Raw genomic sequence first — 23,314 nt, forward strand, 5'->3', positions numbered from 1 at the left:
CTATATACGCTAACCCCACTGCAAGAAGGCATGCTGTTCCACTCGCTGTACTCGGAAGGATCGGCTTACATGATTCAAACTACGGCGATTCTTACAGGCGAGCTTGACATCGTTCCCTTTGAAAAAGCGTGGAAGAAAGTGATTCAGCGCCACTCGATCTTGCGTACCGGATTCATCTGGGAAGAGACGGAGAAGCCGCTGCAGGCGGTCTTCGAAAGCGTTCCTTTTTCTATCCGGCAAAAAGACTGGTCGTCATACGGAAGTGACGAGCAGGAGAGCATGCTGGCGGCGTTTTTGCAAAATGAAAAAGCGGCGGGCTTCGACTTGAGCGAAGCCCCGCTCATGCGCGTGACGATCATCAAGCTGGGCGAAGCCGTACACCGACTGATCTGGAGCTTCCACCACCTGCTGCTGGACGGTTGGAGCAGCCCGATCGTGTTTCAGGAAGTTCTCGATTTTTATGAAGCGTACCGCCAAGGCAAAGACTTGCGACTGCCGCAGGCAAGGCCATTCAAAGACTACGTCTCCTGGCTCCGCCGTCAGGACAAGACGGCGTCCGAGCAGTTTTGGCGCGAGTTTTTGGGGCCGATGGAAAATCCTACGCCGATTCCGTTCGAAACGCACGCCAAGCGCACCGCGGGCCATGAGGGACTGGAAAAGCAGATCGGGGAAGCGACCCGCGCTCTGACTGGGCAAGTGACCAAAGCGCTTGCCAAACTGGCGCGAACGAATAAAGTCACGGTCAACACGATCGTGCAAGGGGCATGGGCGATTTTGCTCAGCCGGTTGAGCGGCGAGGAAAACGTCGTGTACGGAGTAACCGGCTCCGGCCGTCCGAGCGACCTGCCTGGCGTCGAGCAAATGGTCGGGATGTTTATCAACACGTTGCCGATGAAAGCGAAGATCGAACCGGAGCAATCATTGGCTGACTGGTTCAAAGCTTTGCAGGAACAGCAATCCAAAGTGCGCCAGTATGAATACACGTCGTTGGTCGACATTCAAGGCTGGACGGACGTTCCGCGCGGGACACCGCTGTTCGAGAGCATTTTCGTATTCGAGAACTATCCGCTTGGCGAAGAGGACGAGAAAGAAGTCGGCTTTACCATCTCCGCTGTGCAGCACTTCCAGGAGGTGGATAATCCGCTTACGGTTGTCGGGATTCCGGGTGATCCGTTCAGCATCAAAATGATGTATGCGACAGACCGTTTTGAACAAGCGGCGATCGAACGAACACTCGACCAGCTGGCGCTTATTTTGGAAGCTATCGTCGACAATCCGGAGCGGTCCCTGTCTGCGCTGTCATTGCTCCGTCCCGAAGAAAGACAGCATCTGCTTGTCGGGCTGAACGACACGGCAACCAACTATCCGAGCGACAAAACGGTGCACCAGTTGTTTGCGGAAACGGCAGCCCGGCACCCGGAGCGCATTGCCGCAGTTGCGGGTGATCAGCAATTGACCTATGCCGAGCTGGAAGCGAGAGCGAATCAGCTTGCCAACTACTTGCAAAAGCAAGGCGTGGAAGCAGGCACTCTCGTCGGGCTGTGCGTCGACCGTTCGCTGGATATGCTCATCGGTCTGCTTGCGATTTTGAAAGCAGGCGGAGCGTATGTGCCGATCGATCCGGCTTATCCCGAAGAGCGCCTTGCTTTCATGCTGGCAGATGCGAAAATTTCTATTTTGCTGACGCAAAAGCATCTAGGCAAGCAATGGAAAGGACGCAAGCGCCGCACGGTCTATCTCGACCGCGACGCGAAAAAGTGGGCAGAGGAAAGCCCGCTTGCGCCTGATGTGGATACGACAAAAGACAGTCTCGCCTACGTCATTTACACGTCCGGCTCGACAGGTACGCCAAAAGGGGTTCTCGCCGTGCATCGCGGCGTCGTTCGCCTGGTCAAAAACACGAACTACGTCACGATTAGCGAAGCGGACGTATTCCTGCAAGCGTCTACGGTTTCGTTTGACGCGGCTACTTTTGAAATCTGGGGCGCATTGTTGAACGGAGCCAAGCTGGTGCTGATGCCGCCGGATTTGCCATCCCTCGATGAACTCGGAGAGGCGATTGTGCAGCACAAAGTAACGACGCTTTGGCTGACGGCAGGCTTGTTCTCGATCATGGTCGACCATAACGCGGACTATTTGCGCGGGGTGCGCCAACTGCTCGTCGGCGGCGATGTCGTCTCTGTTCCGCACGTGCGCAAAGTGCTGGCGCTGGGCGGAGTGACGGTAATCAACGGCTACGGCCCGACGGAGAATACGACTTTTACGTGCTGCTATCCTGTCACGGAGTTGTCTGAAGATATTACTTCCTTCCCGATTGGCCGACCGATCAGCAATACGACCGTATACGTATTGGACAAACACAAGCAGCCTGTCCCGTATGGAGCAGCAGGCGAGTTATACATAGGGGGAGACGGCCTTGCTCTTGGTTACTTGAACAATGCGGAGCTGACCGCAGAGCGGTTCGTGGAGAATCCGTTCGATCCGCAAAAAGGATCGCGTCTGTACCGGACGGGCGATCTGGTGCGCTACTTGCCGAACGGCACGATTGAATTTATCGGGCGGATCGACAACCAGGTGAAAATCCGCGGTTTCCGCATCGAATTGGGGGAAGTGGAAGCAGCGCTTGCCTTGCACCCGGAAGTGAGTGAAACGGTCGTGATGGCGCGGGAAAACGACCGTGGCGAGAAGCATTTGACAGCGTATGTGACGGTTGCCAAAGACGATGCGCCAGAAGTTGCCGATTTGCAGGCATGGCTCAAAACGAAACTGCCTGAATACATGGTGCCTTCTGCTTATGTGTTCCTAGACGCGATGCCGCTGACAGCAAACGGCAAGATCGACCGCAGGCGCTTGCCGGAGCCGGAGTGGGGGAACCGTTCAGAGACAAAAGCATACACAGAGCCGCGCAATCAGGCGGAAGAGCTGATCGCAAGCATATGGTCGCAGGTGCTTGGAGTCGAAAAAGTGGGGATTCACGATAACTTTTTCGAGCTTGGCGGTCACTCCCTTTTGGCGACACGGGTCATTTCCCGGCTGCGCGAAGTGTTTGGAGTCGAGCAGTCTGTGCGCTCGATTTTTGAGCACCCGACGATTGACGCGTGGAGTGAACAAACGGCCGCTCTTCAGCTGGGAGGGCCGGGCACGGATGGCAGCTCGACTCAGATTCAGCCTGTGCCAAGAGATGGCGCTTTGCCGCTGTCTTTTGCCCAGCAACGCTTGTGGTTCTTCGATCAGTTGATGCCGGACAACCCGATGTACAACATTCCGTTTGCGCTGCGTTTGCAGGGGGAACTCGACGTCGCAGCATGGGAGAAAAGCTTGCAAGCGATTATCGCCCGTCACGAAAGCTTGCGTACGACGTTCACTGACATAGACGGACAAGCCGTACAGGTGATTCATCCGCAGCTGGACTGGAAACTGGATACCGTGGACTTGCGCGACCGTTCCAGCGAGGAAAAGCAGCAAGCAAGCGCGCGTCTGGCTGCTGACGATGCCGCCCGGCCGTTCGATCTGCGCCAAGGTCCGTTGATGCGCGCGACGATGATCCGGACAGAGGAGCAAGCGCACGTCTTTTTGATCAACATGCATCACATTGTTTCTGACGGCTGGTCAGTGGGTGTCTTCCTGCGCGAGTTGTTTGCCCATTACGAAGCGTACAGCAAAGGCGAAGTGCCGCAGCTCGCGCCAATGCCGATTCAGTATGCCGATTTTGCCGCCTGGCAGCGCGAGTGGCTGGAGGGCGAAGTATTGGAGCAGCAAGTCGCCTACTGGAAAGAGAAGCTCGGCGGGGCGGAACCGCTGCTCGCTTTGCCGACAGACCGACCGCGTCCTGCCTTGCAAAGCTACGAAGGGGCGACTTACACGACGAGCTTTTCGCACGATTTGCTCGCTAAATTGAAAAAGCTCAGCAAGGAAGCCAACACGACCTTGTTCATGACATTGCTCGCCGCTTTCCAAACGTTGCTGTATCGCTACAGCGGTCAGGAAGACATCGTCGTGGGCAGTCCGGTAGCTGGACGCAATCGTCAGGAAACCGAGAAATTGATCGGCTTCTTCGTCAACACGCTTGCTTTGCGCACGAGCTTGTCAGGAGATTTGCCCTTTACCGAATTGCTGGCACGAGTACGCGAAACAGCGCTGGCAGCTTATGCGCATCAAGATGTGCCGTTTGAAAAGCTGGTCGATGAACTGCAACTGGAGCGCAGCCTCAGCTACTCGCAGCTGTTCCAGGTCATGTTCGTTCTGCAAAACTTCCCGCTGGAGGACGTCGAGACAGCAGGTCTTCACGTTGCGCCAGTGGATACCGAGAGCCATCTGACGACTTCCAAGTTCGACCTGACTTTGACGATGCGAGAGAAGGAAGACACCCTCGTCGCTGCATTTGAGTACAGCACGGACTTGTTCGACCGCACGACGATTGAGCGAATGGCTGAGCATTTGCAACATTTGTTGGCGTCGATCGTCACGCAACCGGAAGCGTCGCTCGATCAGCTTGCCCTCCTCGGCGAGAGCGAATGGAATAGGCTGGTGGTGGAGCAAAACGAGACAGCCACCGACTATCCGCGTGACAAAACGGCGCACCAACTGTTTGCGGAAACGGCAGCCCGGTACCCGGAGCGCATCGCCGCAGTTGCGGGTGACCAGCAATTGACCTACGCCGAACTGGATACAAAAGCGAATCAGCTCGCCAACTACTTGCAAAAGCAAGGCGTGGAAGCAGGCACTCTCGTCGGGCTGTGCGTCGACCGTTCGCTGGACATGCTCGTCGGTCTGCTTGCGATTTTGAAAGCAGGCGGAGCGTATGTGCCGCTTGATCCGGCTTATCCCGAAGAGCGCCTCGCCTTCATGCTGGCAGATGCCAACGTATCGATTTTGCTGACGCAAAAACATTTAGGCAAGCAATGGAAAGGACGCAAGCGCCGCACGGTCTATCTCGACCGCGATGCGAAAAAGTGGACAGCGGAAAGTCCGCTTGCGCCTGCCGTGGATGCGACAAAAGACAGTCTCGCCTACGTCATTTACACGTCCGGTTCGACAGGCACGCCAAAAGGGGTTCTCGTCGCTCATCGCGGCATCGTCCGCCTGGTCAAAAACACAAACTACGTCACGATCACCGAAGAGGATGTATTCCTGCAAGCGTCTACGGTTTCGTTTGACGCGGCTACTTTTGAAATCTGGGGCGCATTGTTGAACGGAGCCAAGCTGGTGCTGATGCCGCCGGATTTGCCATCCCTCGATGAACTGGGCGAAGCGATTGTGCAGCACAAAGTAACGACGCTTTGGCTGACGGCAGGTTTGTTCTCGATCATGGTCGACCATAACGCAGACTATTTGCGCGGGGTGCGCCAACTGCTCGTCGGCGGCGATGTCGTCTCTGTTCCGCACGTGCGCAAAGTGCTGGCGCTGGACGGAGTGACGGTGATCAACGGCTACGGCCCGACGGAAAACACGACTTTTACGTGCTGCTATCCTGTCACAGAGCTGGCGGAAGAGATTACTTCCTTCCCGATTGGCCGACCGATCAGCAACACAACCGTGTACGTCTTGGACAAAAACAGACAGCCCGTTCCGCTGGGCGTGGCTGGCGAATTGTATATAGGCGGCGATGGGCTTGCCAGCGGTTACTTGAACAACCCGGAACTGACCGCAGAGCGGTTCGTCGACAATCCGTTCGACCCGCAAAAAGCTTCGCGTCTGTACCGGACGGGCGATCTGGTGCGTTATTTGCCAGACGGCGCGATCGAGTTTATCGGGCGGATCGACAACCAGGTGAAAATCCGCGGTTTCCGCATCGAATTGGGCGAGATCGAGACGGCACTGCTTCGCCATCCGGCTGTGCAAGAAGCGTTTCTCATGGTGCGCGAGGATGCCCCTGGCGACAAACGGCTTGCCGCTTACCTCGTTTTTGCAGGCGGCCAAACCGTCGAGCCTGTCGAGATGCGTTCGTATTTGAAAGATAAGCTGCCTGAGTACATGATCCCGTCCGCTTTCGTGCAGATGGACAGCTTCCCGTTGACTCCGAACGGAAAAGTGGATCGCCGGGCGCTGCCGACTCCCGAGTATGCGCGCAGCGAGGCCGCCAGCGGTTATGTCGCTCCTGCAACGGAGCTGGAAGTGAAGCTTGCGGATATATGGAAAACGGTGCTGGGTGTCGCTGATGTGGGCATCCACGACAACTTTTTTGAACTGGGCGGCGATTCGATTCTCAGCATCCAGATCGTGGCCCGGGCCAACCAGCTCGGGATTCGGCTCACGCCAAAGCAACTGTTCGAAAACCAGACGATTGCCGAATTGCTGCGCGTCGTGGCGGATTCCAGCCAGTTGCCCCATACGAAATGGGAAAACGAACAGGGCATCGTGACGGGAAATGTGCCGCTTACCCCGATTCAGAAGTGGTTTTTTGCAGCCGACCAACCGTCGTTGCACCATTGGAATCAATCTTTGCTGCTGACCGTTCAGCAACCGGTTGACGTATCCGTGCTGGAGCGTGCCATCGCAAGCTTGCTGTCCCACCACGATGCGTTGCGCATGAGCTTTTCTTTCGTGGATGGCGCGTGGACGCAGCAAATGAACGGACTTGGCGACCACACCCCGTTCCGTTGCGTGGATTTGTCCGACCTTTCGACACAAGAACAAGAGCAGGCAGCCCGCCTGGAGGAAATCGCCAGCGAGGTGCAAGCGAGCCTGAATATTGCGGAAGGCAATGTCGTTCAAGCCGTGTATTTCAATCTGGGTGAACAGAAAGCGGGCCGATTGCTGCTCGTCGTTCACCACCTGGTCGTCGACGGCGTCTCGTGGCGCATTTTGCTCGAAGATTTGCAGCATGCCTACGAGCAATTGGCGAACCATGCAGACGTGTCGTTCCCGGCGAAAACGACTTCGTTCAAAATGTGGGCGGAAAAATTGGCTGACTATGCCGACTCGGATGCGCTAGAGCAGGAAAAAGCGTACTGGCTGCAACAAAGCAGCGGCGGAAGCCCGCTTCCGGTCGATCATCCGTACGAGCCGAACGAGAATACAGAAGCGGCTGCGAAGCAAGTGACGCTTTCGCTTCGGGCAGACGAGACGCGCGCCTTGCTGCATGAGACGCTTACCGCTTACCGCCTGCAAATCAACGATGTATTGCTGGCCGCTTTGGCGAAAGCGATGCAGCGTTGGACAGGGCAAAAGACGTTGCATGTCCATCTGGAAGGGCACGGACGCGAGGAAATCATCGAAGGCGCGGATTTGTCCCGGACGGTTGGCTGGTTCACGAGCATGTATCCGGTACAGCTTGACTTTGACCAGTCGAAGCCATGGGGGCATGTGCTGAAAGCAGTCAAGGAGCAGCTGCGCCACATTCCGCAAAAAGGCATCGGCTACGGCATCCTGCAATACCTCAGCAATGATGACGAGTGGAAAGAGCAGTTGCAAGCCTATACGAAGCCGGAGATCAGCTTCAACTACCTCGGGCAGTTTGACCAGGTAGTATCGGCTGGCGCGAAGTTTGCCATGGCCGAGGAGTCGCGAGGGGCGAATATCGCCGCAGACGCGATTCGCGCTCATTTGATTGATGTAAACAGCGCCATTTCCGGGGAGCAATTGCATATCACCTGGATGTACAACGCGAACATCCATAACCAAGAAACAATCGAAGCGCTTGCCCGTGATTACATGGAGTCTTTGCGCGAGATTATGGAACATTGCCGATCAGAAGAGGCAGGGGGCTACACCCCATCCGATTTCCCGTTAGCGCGACTGGATCAGCGCGCTATCGACAACTACGTGGGCCGGGATCGCTCTATCGAGAACGTCTATCCGCTGACGCCATTGCAGGAAGGAATGCTTTTCCATTCCTTGTACGAACATGCGGGCGGAGACTACGTGGTTCAGTTTTCCATGACGATGCACCATGTCGAGGTCGACGTTTTCCAGCAAGCGTGGCAAAAAGTCGTGGATCGCCACTCCATTTTGCGTACATCGTTTATTTGGGACGGGGTGTCCACACCGCATCAGATCGTTCGCAAGCACGTCCAGGTTGTCGTGGATGAACAAGATTGGCGGCATGTGCCCGCCGATCAGCAGAAAGCGGAGTGGGACGCCTTTTTGGAGGAGGATCGCAAGCGCAGCTTCGCGATCACAGAACCGCCGCTCATGCGCTGGACGTTGCTTCGCATCAGCGATACGGCCTATCGGTTTATTTGGAGCTTCCACCACGTCTTGCTTGACGGCTGGAGCGTGCCGCTGGTCATGAAAGACTGGTTCGCTGCCTATATGGCTCTGGCTGACGGAAAAGACATTCAGTTCGGCGCTGTCCATCCGTTTTCCCAGTATGTCGCGTGGATTCAGCGCCAGGACTTGCAAGCGGCTGAACGCTTCTGGCGCAACCATCTGAAAGGGATCTACGCACCGACGCAAGTGAACTTCGGGCAGACTGTGCAACCTGTCGGGGAGACGAAAAGCTACGATGAGCGCAGCATCCGCTTCTCCGCAGAGCGGACGCGAGAGCTGCAAGCTTTTGCCCGCCAGCATCAGGTGACGCTGAACACATTGGTGCAAAGTGCCTGGGCGATGATCCTCGGCACGTACAGCAAAGAAGCAGATGTCGTATTCGGAGCAACCGGATCAGGTCGTCCTGCCGATTTGCCTGGCGTAGAAAACATGGTGGGGCTGTTCATCAATACGTTACCGATTCGCGTGACGCTGGACCCCGGCAAAAAAGTCCGGGAGTGGCTGCGCGAACTGCAAGAGCTGCAAGTGGAGCTGCGCCAGTACGAATACACGCCGCTGGTCGACATCCACGGCTGGAGTGAAATGGCCCGCAACGCTCCGCTGTTCGAGAGCATTTTCATCTTCGAGAACTACCCGATTGACGAGTCGGTCAAAGAAGTCGATCACAGCTTCCAGATCGCGGATGTGGACTCGGTCGAGCAGACGAACTACCCGCTTACGGTTGTTTGCGGCCCTGGCGCCGAGTTTCTCGTGAAAATCAAGTTCGACCAAAGCCGATTTGACGGTGGACGCATCGAACGCGTGCTGGAGCAAATGACGCTTTTGCTCCAATCGATGACCGCCAACCCGGATCAGCTGTTGGCTGACGTGAACATGATTAGTCAGAGTGAACAAAAGCAGGTTTTGATCGAGTGGAACGAGACGAAGGTGGACTATCCGACCGGGCTTTGCGTGCAGCAAGCCTTTGAACAGCAAGTGGAAAAGACGCCGGATGCCGTGGCGCTCATCTACAAAGACGTGGAGCTGACGTACGCCGATCTGAACCAGCGGGCAAACCAACTGGCGCATCGGCTGCTCGCGCAAGAAGTGAAGCCGGACACCTTGGTCGGCATCTGCGTCGAACGCTCCCCGGAAATGATCATCGGAATTTTCGGGGTGATGAAAGCAGGAGCTGCCTACGTGCCAATCGACCCGGCTTTGCCGCAAGAGCGCATCGCCTACATGGTCGAAGATTCGCAGGCGAGCATTTTGCTGACGCAGCAATCTTTGGCTGAGCTTTTGCCAAAAACGCAGGCTCGCGTGATTTGCCTGGACGGTGATTCGCTGGCAAATGAGCCTGTTGCCAATCCGGCAAGCGAGGTAACGGAGCAAAATCTGGCTTATGTCATGTACACATCTGGTTCAACCGGATTGCCAAAAGGGGTCATGGTGGAGCATCACAGCGTGGTGAATCTGGCTCATGCCTTGATCGAGGCGTTCCGGATTCAGCCATCCAGCCGCGTCTTGCAGTTTACGTCGTTCAGTTTTGACGTGTCTGTGTCCGAGATCGTCATGGCGTTGCTCGCAGGTGCGGCCTTGGTGATCGAGGATCGCGAAGTGCTTTTGCCTGGCCCGGAATTAATCTCGGTTTTGCAACAAAAGCGCATCACGACAGTCTCGATGGTGTCTTCGGTTCTGGCGGCACTGCCCGCCGCCGATCTGCCTGATTTGCAGACGCTGATCGTGGGCGGAGAAGCACCGAGCCGCGAGCTTGTCGCCCGCTATGCGGATCGTCGTCAGTTTTTCAACTGCTACGGGCCGACAGAGGCAACGGTTTGCTCCACGATGATGCTTTGCAACGCGGGGATGAAGAGCGCGCCGATCGGTCGTCCGCTCGCCAACGCGACCTTGTACGTGCTGGATGCGAATCAAAAGCCTGTACCTGTAGGGGTGCCCGGCGAGCTGTACATCGGTGGAAAAGGACTGGCGCGCGGCTACTGGAACCGCCCGGAGCTTACCGCAGAGCGCTTTATCGCGCATCCGTTCGGAGCAAAAGGAGAGCGTCTGTATCGCACGGGCGACCTCGTTCGCTATTTGCCAGACGGCAACCTTGAGTTCCTCGGACGCATCGATACCCAAGTGAAAATTCGCGGGTACCGTATCGAGCTGGGCGAAATCGAAAGTGCGCTCAGCCAGCACCCGGCGATTCAGGAAGCGGTTGTCATCGCGTGGGAGCAGCGTCTGGCTGCGTATATGGTGGCAGCGGGCGAAGCACAACCAGCGGCAGAGGAGCTTGCCCGTTATTTGAAAGAGACATTGCCCGACTACATGATCCCGGCAGGCTTTGTCTTTATGGACGCGATTCCGCTCACGGTGAACGGAAAAGTCGACCGCAGAGCATTGCCCGCACCGGATTGGGGGATTTTGGCGACACGTCAAGAGTATGTCGCGCCGCGGACGCCGACGGAGGAAATGGTAGCGAATATATGGGCGCAGCTGCTTTCCGTCGAGAAAATCGGCGTGCATGACGATTTCTTTGAGCGGGGCGGACATTCGCTCCTGGCGACACAAGCGATTTCCCGCTTGCGACAAGCATTTGGCGTAGAATTGCCGCTGCGCATGCTGTTCGATCACCCGACGACGGCGGCGATCAGTACACAGATTGCGTCCCTTTTGCAAGGGGAAACCGCTCTTCGCAGCCAGCCAATCGTGCCAGTGCCGCGCGACCAGCATGTACCGCTTTCGTTTGCGCAACAACGGTTGTGGTTCCTGGACAGGCTGATCCCGAACAGCTTCCTGTACAACATCCCGTCCGCTGCCCGTCTGCACGGGGAACTGGATGTCGAGGCGTGGGAACGCAGTCTCAAGCTGCTGATCCAGCGTCACGAGAGCTTGCGGACGACTTTTTCGGATCGAGACGGGGAAGCGGTGCAAATCATTCACCCGGCAATCGAGTGGAGCCTGGGCCGAGTGGATTTGCGCGAATGGGCCGAAGCTGAGCGCGAAGCGAAGGCATTGCAGCTCGCGATAGAAGATGCCAAGCGACCGTTTGACCTGGAGCGCGGCCCGTTGCTGCGGGCGAGCTTGCTCGTCATGGCTCAGCAGGAGTACGTCTTTTTGCTCAACCTGCACCATATCGTTGCGGATGGCTGGTCGATGAACGTATTCATGGAAGAGCTTGTGACCATATACGAAGCATTGTCTGCCGGAGAAACGCCACAGCTTGCCGAACTGCCGCTGCAATACGCTGACTATGCCGCATGGCAGCGCGATTGGCTGCAAGGCGACGTGCTGGAGCAGCAGCTTGCGTATTGGAAAGCAAAAGTCGGTGGCGCAGAACCGCTGCTTGCCCTGCCGACAGACCGTCCGCGTCCGGCCGTGCAAAGCCACAAGGGAGCCATGCATACGATCACGCTTCCGGCAGAGCGGCTTGCGGCTTTGAAAACACTCAGCCGGGAAGAAGGCTCGACTTTGTTCATGACCTTGCTCGCTGCCTTCCAGACCTTGCTTTATCGCTACAGCGGCCAAAGCGACATCGTCGTCGGCAGTCCGGTCGCGGGACGCAACAGACAGGAAACCGAGTCGCTGATCGGCTTCTTCATTAATACACTGGCGATGCGCACGGACCTGTCCGGTGAACCGACCTTCCGCGATTTGCTCGGAAAAGTGCGCGAGACGGCGCTGGAAGCGTATGCCCATCAAGACCTGCCGTTTGAAAAGCTGGTCGATGAACTGGAGCTGGAACGAAGCCTCAGCTACTCGCCGCTGTTCCAGGTGATGTTCGTTTTGCAAAACATCCCGATGGACGCCCAAGCGCTGTCGCACATTCGTCTTGAGCCGTTCCACATCGGTCAAGAGGGAGTCAGCGCGAAGTTTGACATCACCTTGACCACGGTCGAATTGCCTGCAGGGCTGATGGCGACCTTTGAATACAATACCGATCTGTTTGATCCGGCGACGATTGAGCGCATGGCGGGCCATTACGCCAACCTGCTTGCAGCTGTGTCGGTCAATCCGCTGCAACCGATCACTGCCATTCCGCTTGTCAGCGACCAGGAGCGTAAGCAAGTGCTTTTCCAATGGAACGATACGAGCGTGCCGTCAGAACGCGATACGTGCGTGCATGAGCAGGTTGCCCGAATCGCGCAGCAGCTGCCGAATCAGCTGGCAGTCGTCTCGGACGAAGGACAGATCACCTATGCCGAGCTGGATGCCAAAGCGAATCAAGTAGCGAATTACTTGCACAAGCAGGGAATTATCTCCGAAACGCTTGTCGGAGTTTGCCTGGATCGCTCCATCGACATGCTCGTCGCCCAGCTGGGGATACTCAAGGCGGGCGGTGCCTATGTCCCGATGGACCCGGCGTATCCGCAAGAGCGGCTCGCGTTCATGATGCAAGATGCCGAGATGCCAGTCGTATTGACCCAGGAGCATCTGCTTGCGCAATTGCCAGAGGCGAGAGCGACGTTCCTTTGCCTGGATCGCGATTGGAGTCTCATTGCAGAAGAGAGCGACGTGGCTCCGGTGATCGCTACAAACCGCGACAATTTGGCCTACGTCATTTACACGTCTGGTTCGACCGGAACGCCAAAAGGGGTAGAGATCGAGCATGCTGCCTTGTTAAATCTCGTCTCTTGGCACCAGCGCGCGTACGAGGTGGGCGCAGAAGACCGGGCGACGCAAATTGCCGGGACAGCTTTTGACGCTTCTGTCTGGGAAATCTGGCCGTATTTGACAAAGGGAGCGACGCTGTACCTCCCGTCCGAAGAAATCCGTCTCGTGCCGGAGCAGCTGCGAGATTGGCTCGTCGCATCAGGCATCACCATCAGCTTTTTGCCGACGCCATTGGCGGAACGGTTGCTGACCTTGGAGTGGCCGAGCGATGCCAAGCTGCGCTACATGCTGACAGGAGGAGACAAGCTGCACGACTACCCGCCGGCAACGCTGCCGTTTGTTTTGGCGAACCAATACGGGCCGACGGAAAACGCCGTCGTCGCCACGGCAGGCATCGTTCCGGCAGCAGCTGGCCAAGTATCCGCGCCATCAATCGGCCGTCCGATCGACAATGTGCAGGTGTACGTGCTCGATGAAAAGCTGCAACCCGTGCCGATTGGCGTAGCGGGAGAGCTGTACATCGCCGGAGACAGCCTGGCGCGCGGTTATTTGCATCGCCCTGACTTGACCAGAGAACGCTTCATCGCGAATCCGTATGGGCAAAAAGCGGGCGCGCGCATGTACAAGACCGGGGACCTTGTCCGCTACTTGCCGGATGGAAACATCGAGTTCATCGGGCGCGCTGACGACCAGGTGAGCATTCGCGGCTTCCGCGTCGAACTCGGTGAAATCGAAACGGCTCTGTACAGCCACCCGGCGGTCAAAGAAACGATTGTCCTCGTTCGCGAAGACATGCCGGGGATGAAGCGGCTTGTCGCCTATATCGTGCAGCGAGAAGGGCAGGAAGGACAAGCCGTTCAAGCAGGCGACTTCCGCAGCTACTTGAAGGAACTGTTGCCTGAGTACATGGTGCCAGCGGCTTTTGTCTTCATGGCTGACCTGCCGCTGACTCCGAACGGCAAAGTGGATCGCCGCGCATTGCCAGCGCCTGATCTGTTCAATAGCGAGGCGGACGGCACTTATGTAGCTCCGGCAACCGAGCTGGAGATCAAGCTTGCGCATATATGGAAAAATGTTCTTGGATTAGCGGATGTTGGGATACACGATAACTTTTTCGAACTGGGTGGCGACTCGATTCTGAGCATCCAGATCGTGTCCCGGGCCAACCAGGCGGGGATTCGCCTGACGCCGAAACAGCTTTTGGCAAACCAGACGATTGCGGAATTGGCAAGCGTCGCTACAGTGACGGACGAAAGCGAAGCAACAAAACTGCCGAATGAACAGGGCATCGTGACAGGTGACGTGCCGCTCACGCCGATTCAAACGTGGTTCTTCGCCTCCGAACAGCCGTCTGTGCACCATTGGAATCAATCCTTGCTTTTGACGGTGCAGCAGCCTGTGGATTTGGCTGTTTTGGAGCGCACCATCGAGTGCCTGCTCGCTCATCATGACGCATTGCGCATGCGCTATAGCCGGACAGAGCAAGGCTGGACACAGCGGATTGAAGGACTTCCCGAGACAATTCCTTTCCGCAGCGTCGACCTTTCCGCCTTCCCGACGACGGCGGAGCAAGAGATGCGACTGGAGGAAATAGCCAGCGAAGTGCAAGCGAGCCTCGATCTGACTGAGGGGCCTGTTGTCCAAGCGGTTTACTTCCAGCTAGGGGCCGAACAGCCGGGCCGTCTGTTGATCGTCGCTCACCATCTTGTGGTAGACGGTGTATCTTGGCGCATTTTGCTCGAAGACTTGCAAACCGCTTACGAGCAATTGGCAAAAGGACAAGCGGTGCAGCTTGCGGCGAAGACGACCTCGTTCAAGACGTGGGCCGAGCAATTGCGATTGTACGCGACGTCCGAAGCGCTTCGTCAGGAAAAAGCATTTTGGCTGGAACAAATGGACGAGGTAAAACCGCTGCCGATTGACCGCATCTTCGAGCCAAGCGAAAACACGGAAGCGACCGTTAAACAAGTCATGCTTTCCTTGAACGCGGAAGAGACTCGCGCCTTGCTGCAAGATACGCTCTCGCCATATCGTCTGCAAATCAATGACGTGTTGCTTGCCGCTTTGACCAAAGCGCTCCATCGCTGGACAGGCGAGCAGACAGTCGCGATTCATCTGGAAGGGCATGGGCGCGAGGAGTTGATCGAGGGCGCAGACTTGTCCCGGACGGTTGGCTGGTTTACGAGCCTGTACCCGGTACAGCTTTCGGTCGACCCGACGAAGCCGTGGGGAGACACGCTGAAAGCGGTCAAGGAACAGTTGCGCAGCATTCCGAACAAAGGCGTCGGTTACGGCATTTTGCGTTATTTGAGCGAGGATGCGGAACTGCAAAAACGTCTGGCAGAAAAGGCGCAGGCAGAAATCAGCTTCAACTACCTCGGACAGTTTGATCAGGCAGTTGTACCCGAGTCGAAATTCGGGATGGCGCAAGAAGCGAGAGGCGCCAATGTGGGGCAGCAGGCGATTCGCCAGCACCTGCTCGACGTAAACAGCGTGATTGCAGGGGAGCAGCTCCACGTCACGTGGATGTACAGCGAAAACATTCACGAGGAAGCCACGATCCAGCAGCTTGCCCACAACTATTTGGAAGCGCTGCGTGAAATCATTGCGCACGGCCAGTCCGAAGCGGCAGGCGGCTATACGCCATCTGACTTCCCGCTTGCACGGATGGATCAGCGCGCGCTCGACAAGTATTTGGGACAAAATCGCTCGATCGAAAACGTCTATCCGCTAAGTCCGTTGCAAGGCGGCATGTTGTTCCACTCTCTGTACGAGCAGGAGGGAGGAGACTACGTCGTTCAACTGGCGATGACGGTGGAAGGACTGGATGTCGAAGCGTTTGAGCAGGCGTGGCAAAAAGTCGTGGATCGCCATTCGATTTTGCGCACCTCGTTTATATGGGAAGGCTTGACGGAACCGCATCAAGTCGTCCGCAAGCAAGTGAAGGCGTGCGTGGAAAAAATCGACCTGCGCCATCTGACGCCTGACCAGCAAAAAGCGGAGCTGAGCGAATACTTGGCGGCTGACCGCCGACGCAGCTTCGAGATCGCTGTGGCACCACTCATGCGCTGGACGCTGTTCCGGTTGAGCGAGAGTGCGTATCGCTTCACATGGAGCTTCCACCACGTCTTGCTCGATGGCTGGAGCATCCCGATTGTGCTGAAAGACTGGTTTAGCGCTTATTTGTCTCTGGCAGAAGGAAAAGAAGTCGCGCACAGCTTTGTTCAACCGTTCGCTCATTACGTAGAGTGGGTACAGCGGCAAGACTTGCAAGCCGCCGAACAATTTTGGCGTGAGCAGCTTGCAGGCTTTTACGAGCCAACTCCACTGGCGATGGGCAACAGCACTGGCGGCCGGGCTGATTTGCCAAAAGGGTACGAGGAGCAAGAAATTCGTCTGGCGAAAGACGCGACCGCCCGCTTGCAAGCTTTTGTCCGTACGCACCAGTTGACGCTGAATACGTTGGTGCAAGGGGCGTGGGCGCTGATGCTTGGCCGCTACGGCGGAACGGATGACGTCGTCTTCGGTGCGACAGGGTCCGGGCGTCCCGCCGATCTGCCTGGCGTAGAGAGCATGGTGGGACTTTTCATCAACACTTTGCCGATTCGCGTTGCTTTGGATGCGAACCAATCCGTTCGGGAATGGCTGCGCGGCATGCAGGAGCAGCAAGTGGAGCTTCGCCAGTATGAGTACACGCCATTGGTCGACATCCAGGGCTGGAGTGAAATGACGCGCAACACCGCCTTGTTCGAAAGCATTTTCATTTTTGAAAATTACCCGATCGGGGAGTCGGTGAAAGACGAACAGCACCAGCTGCGCTTGTCTGACGTGGAGACGATCGAGCAGACGAACTATCCGCTTACGGTCGTCTGCGGCCCGGGCGAAGAGTTGATTGTAAAAATCAAGTACGAGCAAAACCGCTTTGCGCCTGAGCAAATCGAGCGCGTGTTGCAGCAGATGTCTCAGTTGCTTCAGGACATGACAGCAAAGCCGGAACAACGTCTCCAGGACGTGTCGATGATCAGTGAGCGCGAGCGCCAGCAAGTTTTGGTCGACTGGAACGAGACGAGCGTGGCCTACCCGCAGCAGCTATGCGTCCATCAGGCGTTTGAACAGCAAGTGGAAAAGACGCCGGATGCCGTTGCTCTCGTCTACAAGGACGTGGAACTGACCTATGCCGAGTTGAACGAGCGGGCAAACCAGTTGGCCCACCGATTGCTTGCTGAAGGGGTAAAACCGGATGAGCTGGTAGGCATTTGCGTCGAGCGTTCTCCGGAAATGATCGTCGCTTTCCTCGGCGTGATGAAAGCAGGGGCAGCTTACGTTCCGCTCGACCCGGCGCACCCGCAAGAACGGATTGCCTACATGATCGAGGATTCGCAGGCGAGCGTTTTGTTGACGCAGGCTTCACTTACAGACAGACTGCCAGCTTCGTCCCGTCAGGTCATTTGCCTGGACAGCGACGAATTGGCGAACGAGCCTGTCACAAACGCGGAAACGAGCGTCGGCGAGCACAATCTCGCTTACGTGATCTATACGTCCGGCTCGACCGGATTGCCAAAAGGCGTAATGATCGAGCATCGTAGCGTGATCAATTTGGCCTATGACTTGATCCGCCATTTCCAGATCGATGCGACCAGCCGCGTCCTGCAATTCATCTCGTTCAGCTTCGACGTGTCGGTCTCGGAGATCGTCATGAGCCTGCTCGCCGGAGCGACACTCGTGATCGAGGATCGCGAGTCGCTTTTGCCGGGGCCAGAGCTGATCCGGGTGCTCCAGGAGCAACGAATTACGACCTTCGCGATGGTTTCCTCTGTGCTGGCTGCCTTGCCAGAAGCAGATTTGCCAGACTTGCGGACGATCATTGTCGGCGGGGAAGCGCCAAGCCGGGAGCTTGTCGCCCGCTACGCAACAGGCCGTCAATTCATCAACTGCTACGGACCGACCGAAACAACCGTCACGGCTACGCTCAAGCATTGCCAGGACGACGGCAAAAATCCGCCAATCGGCCGCCCGATCGCCAATACGACGGTCTACGTGCTGGACGCTCATCTGCAACCTGTGCCAATCGGCGTGCCAGGTGAGCTGTACATCGGCGGAAAAGGGGTAGCGAGAGGTTACTGGAACCGTCCCGAGCTTACAGCAGAGCGCTTTATCGCGGACCCGTTCGGCCAAGCAGACGAGCGACTGTACCGGACGGGCGACCTGGTGCGTTACTTGGAAAACGGCGAGCTGGAATTTCTCGGCCGGATCGACGACCAGGTGAAAATCCGCGGCTATCGCATCGAGCTGGGGGAAATCGAAAATGCGCTCAGACAGCATCCAGCGGTGCAAAATGTCGTCGTGATCGCACGGCAGGAGGGAGCGGGAGACAAACGTCTGGCGGCTTATCTGGTCGCCGCGACCGGGCAGCAGCCGGATGAAGCAGAGCTTGTCCGCTACTTGAAGTCGACCTTGCCGGAATACATGGTGCCAGCAGGCTACGTCTGGCTGGAAAAAATTCCGCTCACGGTCAACGGAAAAGTGGATCGCCGCGCCCTTCCAGCTCCTGACTACGGACATGCCGAGACAGGCAAAGCGTACGTGGCGCCGCGCAAGCCGATCGAAGAAATCGTGGCGAACATTTGGGCACAAGTGCTTTCTGTAGAGCGCGTCGGCGTTTACGATGATTTCTTTGAACTGGGCGGACACTCGCTTTTGGCTACGCAAGCCGTCTCCCGTTTAAAAGAAGCATTTGGCGTCAATGTCCCGCTGCGCACGCTGTTCGAACATCCAGATGTGGCCGGAATGAGCGAAAAGCTTGCCGGGCTGCTAGAGGAGCAATCAGGCGTCACCAGCATTCCGCTCGTTCCTGTACCGCGGGACAAACAGTTGCCGCTGTCTTTCGCCCAGCAAAGGCTGTGGTTCCTGGATCGCCTGATGCCGGACAGCGCCTTGTACAACATCCCGTCTGCCGTACGGATTCAAGGGCAGCTCAACATCCGGGCATGGGAGCGCAGTCTGCAAACGATCATCGAGCGGCACGAAAGCTTGCGCACGACTTTCACCGACATCGGCGGAGAAGCGGTGCAAGTCATTCACGAGATGATGGAATGGCGTCTCGTTGAAATCGACCTGCGCGATTTGCCGGACGAAGAGCGCGAAGCTGCGGTACAGCGTCTGGAAAAGGCAGAGGCCAGCCAGCCGTTCAACTTGCGTACAGGGCCGTTGCTGCGAGCTACGCTGATTCAGACGGGCGAAGAAGATTTCGTCTTCCTGCTCAACATGCACCATATCGTCTCTGACGGTTGGTCGATGAGCATTTTCATGGGAGAGCTTGCGACGATTTACGAAGCGCTCTCCAAGGGAGATACGCCGCAGCTCGCCGAAATGCCGCTGCAATACGCCGATTTTGCCGCGTGGCAGCGCGATTGGCTGCAAGGCGAGGTGCTCGAACAGCAGCTGGCTTACTGGAGAGAAAAACTCGGTGCCGCCGAGCCGATGCTGGCTTTGCCGACAGATCGTCCGCGCCCGGCTGTGCAAACGCATCACGGAGCCTTGTACACGACGGCGTTCCCGCTGGCGTTGACAGAAAAGCTGCACGCTTTAAGCCGCCAAGAAGGCGCGACGCTGTTCATGACGTTGCTTGCGGCGTTCCAGACTTTGCTCTATCGCTACAGCGGTCAAGACGACATCATCGTCGGCAGTCCGGTCGCCGGACGCAACAAACAGGAAACCGAGTCGATGATCGGCTTTTTCATCAACACCTTGGCGATGAGAACGGACATGTCCGGCGCACCTACTTTCCGCGAACTGCTGGCGAGAGTACGCGATACGGCGCTGGAAGCCTACACCCATCAAGACCTGCCCTTTGAAAAGTTAATAGACGAACTGGAGCTGGAGCGCAGCCTGAGCTACTCGCCGCTTTTCCAAGTCATGTTCGCCCTGCAAAACTTCCAGATGCTGACCCGTGAATTTGAGGGCATCGAGATCGTACCGTTTGAAAGCAAGAACGAAGCCGTCATGTCCAAGTACGACATCAGCCTGACGATGGCGGAAACGCAAAACGGCTTGGTCGCTACGTTTGACTACAACACCGATTTGTTCGACCACAGCACGATCGTGCGCATGGTCAATCATTTCCATCAGCTGCTGGAGGGCATCGTCGCCCGACCGGACAGCTCGATTCAGGCGTTGCCGCTGCTTGCGACAGATGAGCGCGAGCAGCTTGTATCCGCTTGGAACAACACGGCTGCCGCTTACACGTACGAGCAAACCGTGCACGAGCTGGTTGCCGCTATGGCCGAAAAAATGCCGGAGCAACTGGCGGTCGTCTCCGCCGAAGGCTCGCTCACGTACGCACAACTGGATGCAAAAGCGAACCAGCTGGCGAACTACCTGCAACAGCAAGGGATTACACCAGAGACGCTCGTCGGGATTTGCGTCGAACGCTCCAGCGAGATGATCGTCGGACAACTGGGCATTCTCAAGGCGGGCGGCGCGTTTGTGCCGATGGACCCAGCCTATCCGCAAGAGCGTCTGGCTTTCATGATGGCAGACACAGGCATGCCGTTTGTGCTGACGCAAGAACGCTTGCTGGAAACATTGCCTGCGGGCGATGCCGCGTTCATTTGCCTCGATGCGGACTGGGAGGTCATTGCCGAAGAGAGCACGCAAGCGCCGGAATTGGCAGTGACAACCGACCAGCTCGCCTACGTGATCTACACGTCCGGCTCAACGGGAACGCCAAAAGGGGTAGAGATCGAGCACCGCGCTCTGTTGAACCTCATTTATTGGCACCAACATGCCTACACCATCACGCCAGATGATCGGGCATCGCAAATCGCGGGAACAGCTTTTGACGCCGCTGTCTGGGAAATTTGGCCGTACATGACGGCAGGAGCCACGCTGTACTTGCCGCAGGAAGAGATTCGTCTCATCCCGGAAAAACTGCGCGACTGGCTCGTTGCCGAAGGAATCACGATCAGCTTCCTGCCGACGCCATTGGCAGAGAGCATGCTGTCTGTTGACTGGCCGTCCCATGCTGCCTTGCGTTACGTGCTGACAGGCGGCGACAAGCTGCATCATTACCCGGCGGAGCATGTGCCGTTTACGCTGGTCAACCAGTACGGCCCTACGGAAAATGCGGTCGTCGCCACAGCAGGCATCGTCGCGGTTCAAGCTGGTCAGGTCACTCCGCCTTCGATCGGCCGACCGATTGACAACGTGCAAGTGTACATTTTGGACGAACAGCGCCAGCCAGTGCCGATTGGTGTGACAGGCGAGTTGTACATTGCCGGCAGCAGCTTGGCTCGCGGTTACTACAAGCGTCCTGATTTGACGCAGGAACGCTTCGTCGACAATCCGTTCACAGCGAATCGCGGGGCGAAAATGTACCGGACGGGGGATCTCGTGCGCTATTTGCCAGACGGCCAGATCGAATTTATCGGCCGCTCCGACGACCAGGTGAGCATCCGCGGTTTCCGCGTCGAGTTGGGCGAGATTGAGAGTGTGCTGTATCAGCACCCAGCGGTCAAAGAGGCGATCGTTCTTGCCCGCGAAGATATGCCGGGCGTGAAACGACTGGCCGCCTATGTCGTGGTCGCAGAAGACGATGCGGAACAAGCTGACGATTTGCGCGGCTACCTCAAGGAGAAACTGCCGGAATACATGGTGCCAGCGGCCTTTGTCACGCTGAAAGCTCTGCCGCTCACGCCAAACGGCAAAGTAGACCGCCGGGCCTTGCCTGTGCCGGAGTACACAGCTGCTGATGGCGAATATGTAGCTCCAGAGACGTTCGTCGAAAAAGTTTTGGCGCAAATATGGAAGGAAGTGCTCGGAGTCGAGGAAGTCGGGATTCACGACAACTTCTTTGAACTCGGCGGCGATTCGATCCTGAGCATTCAGATTGTGGCCAGAGCAGGGCAGTCCGGCATCCGCCTGTCGCCCAAGCTTTTATTCGAAAATCAGACGATTGCCGAGCTGTCGCATGCTGTGGGAGATTCGGTCCACATTTGCGCGGAACAAGGTCTTGTCACAGGCGAAGTGCCACTCCTGCCGATTCAGCACTGGTTCTTCGAGCAAAAACTGGCGGATCGCAACCATTGGAACCAATCCGTCCTGCTCACCGTTCAGCCGATCGATCCGGAGATTTTGAAACAAGCCTTTTATCACTTGCTCGGTCACCATGATGCCTTGCGTCTCCGTTTCTACCATCAAAATGGAGCGTGGAAGCAGGCGGGCGCTGAGTGGACCGATATCATTCCGTTTTATGTGGTGGAGCTGGGAGATTTGCCAGCGAACCAGCAAGTGGAGCAGATCGAGAAGCTGTCCGGGGAAGCGCAGGCAAGCTTGCACCTGGCAGATGGCCCGTTGCTCCGCGCCGTTTACTTCGACATGGGCGCAGGGCAGGAAGGCCGTTTGCTGATCGTCATTCACCACCTGGCAGTCGACGGGGTGTCATGGCGAATCATCACGGAAGACTTGAACAAGGCGTGCAACCAGCTTTTGCAAGGCAAGCAGGTACAACTGCCGCCGAAGACAAGCTCCTACAAATATTGGGCGGAAAAACTGGTCGAGTACGCCGCGTCCGACAGTCTCACGGAAGAGGCCGACTACTGGCTGAGCCGTCTCGATACAGAGGTGGCTGCTCTGCCAAAAGATTACGAGCACGGTCAAAACCGCGAGCTCGCAGCCAGAACCGTTTCCGTCGCCTTGACGCAGGAAGAGACGAAAGTGCTGTTGCAAGAGCTGCCAGCCGTCTACCAAACCCAGATCAACGACGTCTTGCTGACTGCCTTGGCAGAAGCGGTCTTCGTCTGGACGGGCAATCAGACCACTTTGGTGCATCTGGAAGGGCACGGACGCGAAGACATTTTTGACGATGTCGATCTGTCCCGGACAGTCGGCTGGTTCACGAGCATGTACACGATTTTGCTGGATACGCGGGGAACAAGCTCGCTTACAGAAGCGCTGCAAACGACGAAAGAACAGTTGCGCAGCATTCCGCACAAAGGAATCGGCTACGGCATCCTCCGTTACTTGAACAAGGAAACGGCGGAGAAGTTCAAGTCTTTGCCCAAAGCGCAGATCAGCTTCAACTACCTCGGCCAGCTGGATCAGGCGGTTCGTGACACGGACTCGTTGTTCGGCTTTGCCAGCGAAGCGAGAGGCGACAACTTCAACCGCAACTCGGATCGTCAACACCTGCTCGATTTCGGGTGCTCGGTCGTCGGTGGTCAACTGGTGGTGAGCGTCGCCTTCAGCAAAGAAATTTACCGCAAGGAAACGATCGAAGCGCTGGCAGATTACTACATCACTGCCTTGCGCCAATTGCTTGCACACGCAAAGACAGACAAAGCCGCCGCACCAGCCCAATCGGCTGCGAGCAACTTGTCCGAATTTGGCTGGGATGACGAAGAGATTGCCGACTTGCTTGATCTCATCCAAGACAAGTAAGGCATACAACCTGCCAGGAGGCGTCAAACGCCGGCGCCTCCTTTGGCAAATTTTTATGGGAGTGAGCAGGAGA

Annotated in this window: 1 protein-coding gene and 1 pseudogene; both read left to right on the forward strand. The window is 56.9% G+C overall.

Annotated features, from left to right (window positions below; translation table 11 throughout):
* Positions 1-30: 30 nt before the first annotated feature.
* Positions 31-1,431, forward strand: a pseudogene (locus DEP07_RS27820) (condensation domain-containing protein); the annotation flags it as partial.
* A 21-nt stretch (positions 1,432-1,452) separates the two neighbouring features.
* Positions 1,453-23,241 (forward strand): non-ribosomal peptide synthase/polyketide synthase, encoded by a 21,789-nt coding sequence (locus tag DEP07_RS18650; protein WP_429827564.1) that lies wholly within the window; start codon positions 1,453-1,455, stop codon positions 23,239-23,241.
* The last annotated feature ends 73 nt before the right edge of the window (positions 23,242-23,314 follow it).

This window comes from Brevibacillus sp. (genome assembly GCF_003521185.1).
Classification (GTDB): Bacteria; Bacillota; Bacilli; order Brevibacillales; family Brevibacillaceae; genus Brevibacillus; species Brevibacillus parabrevis.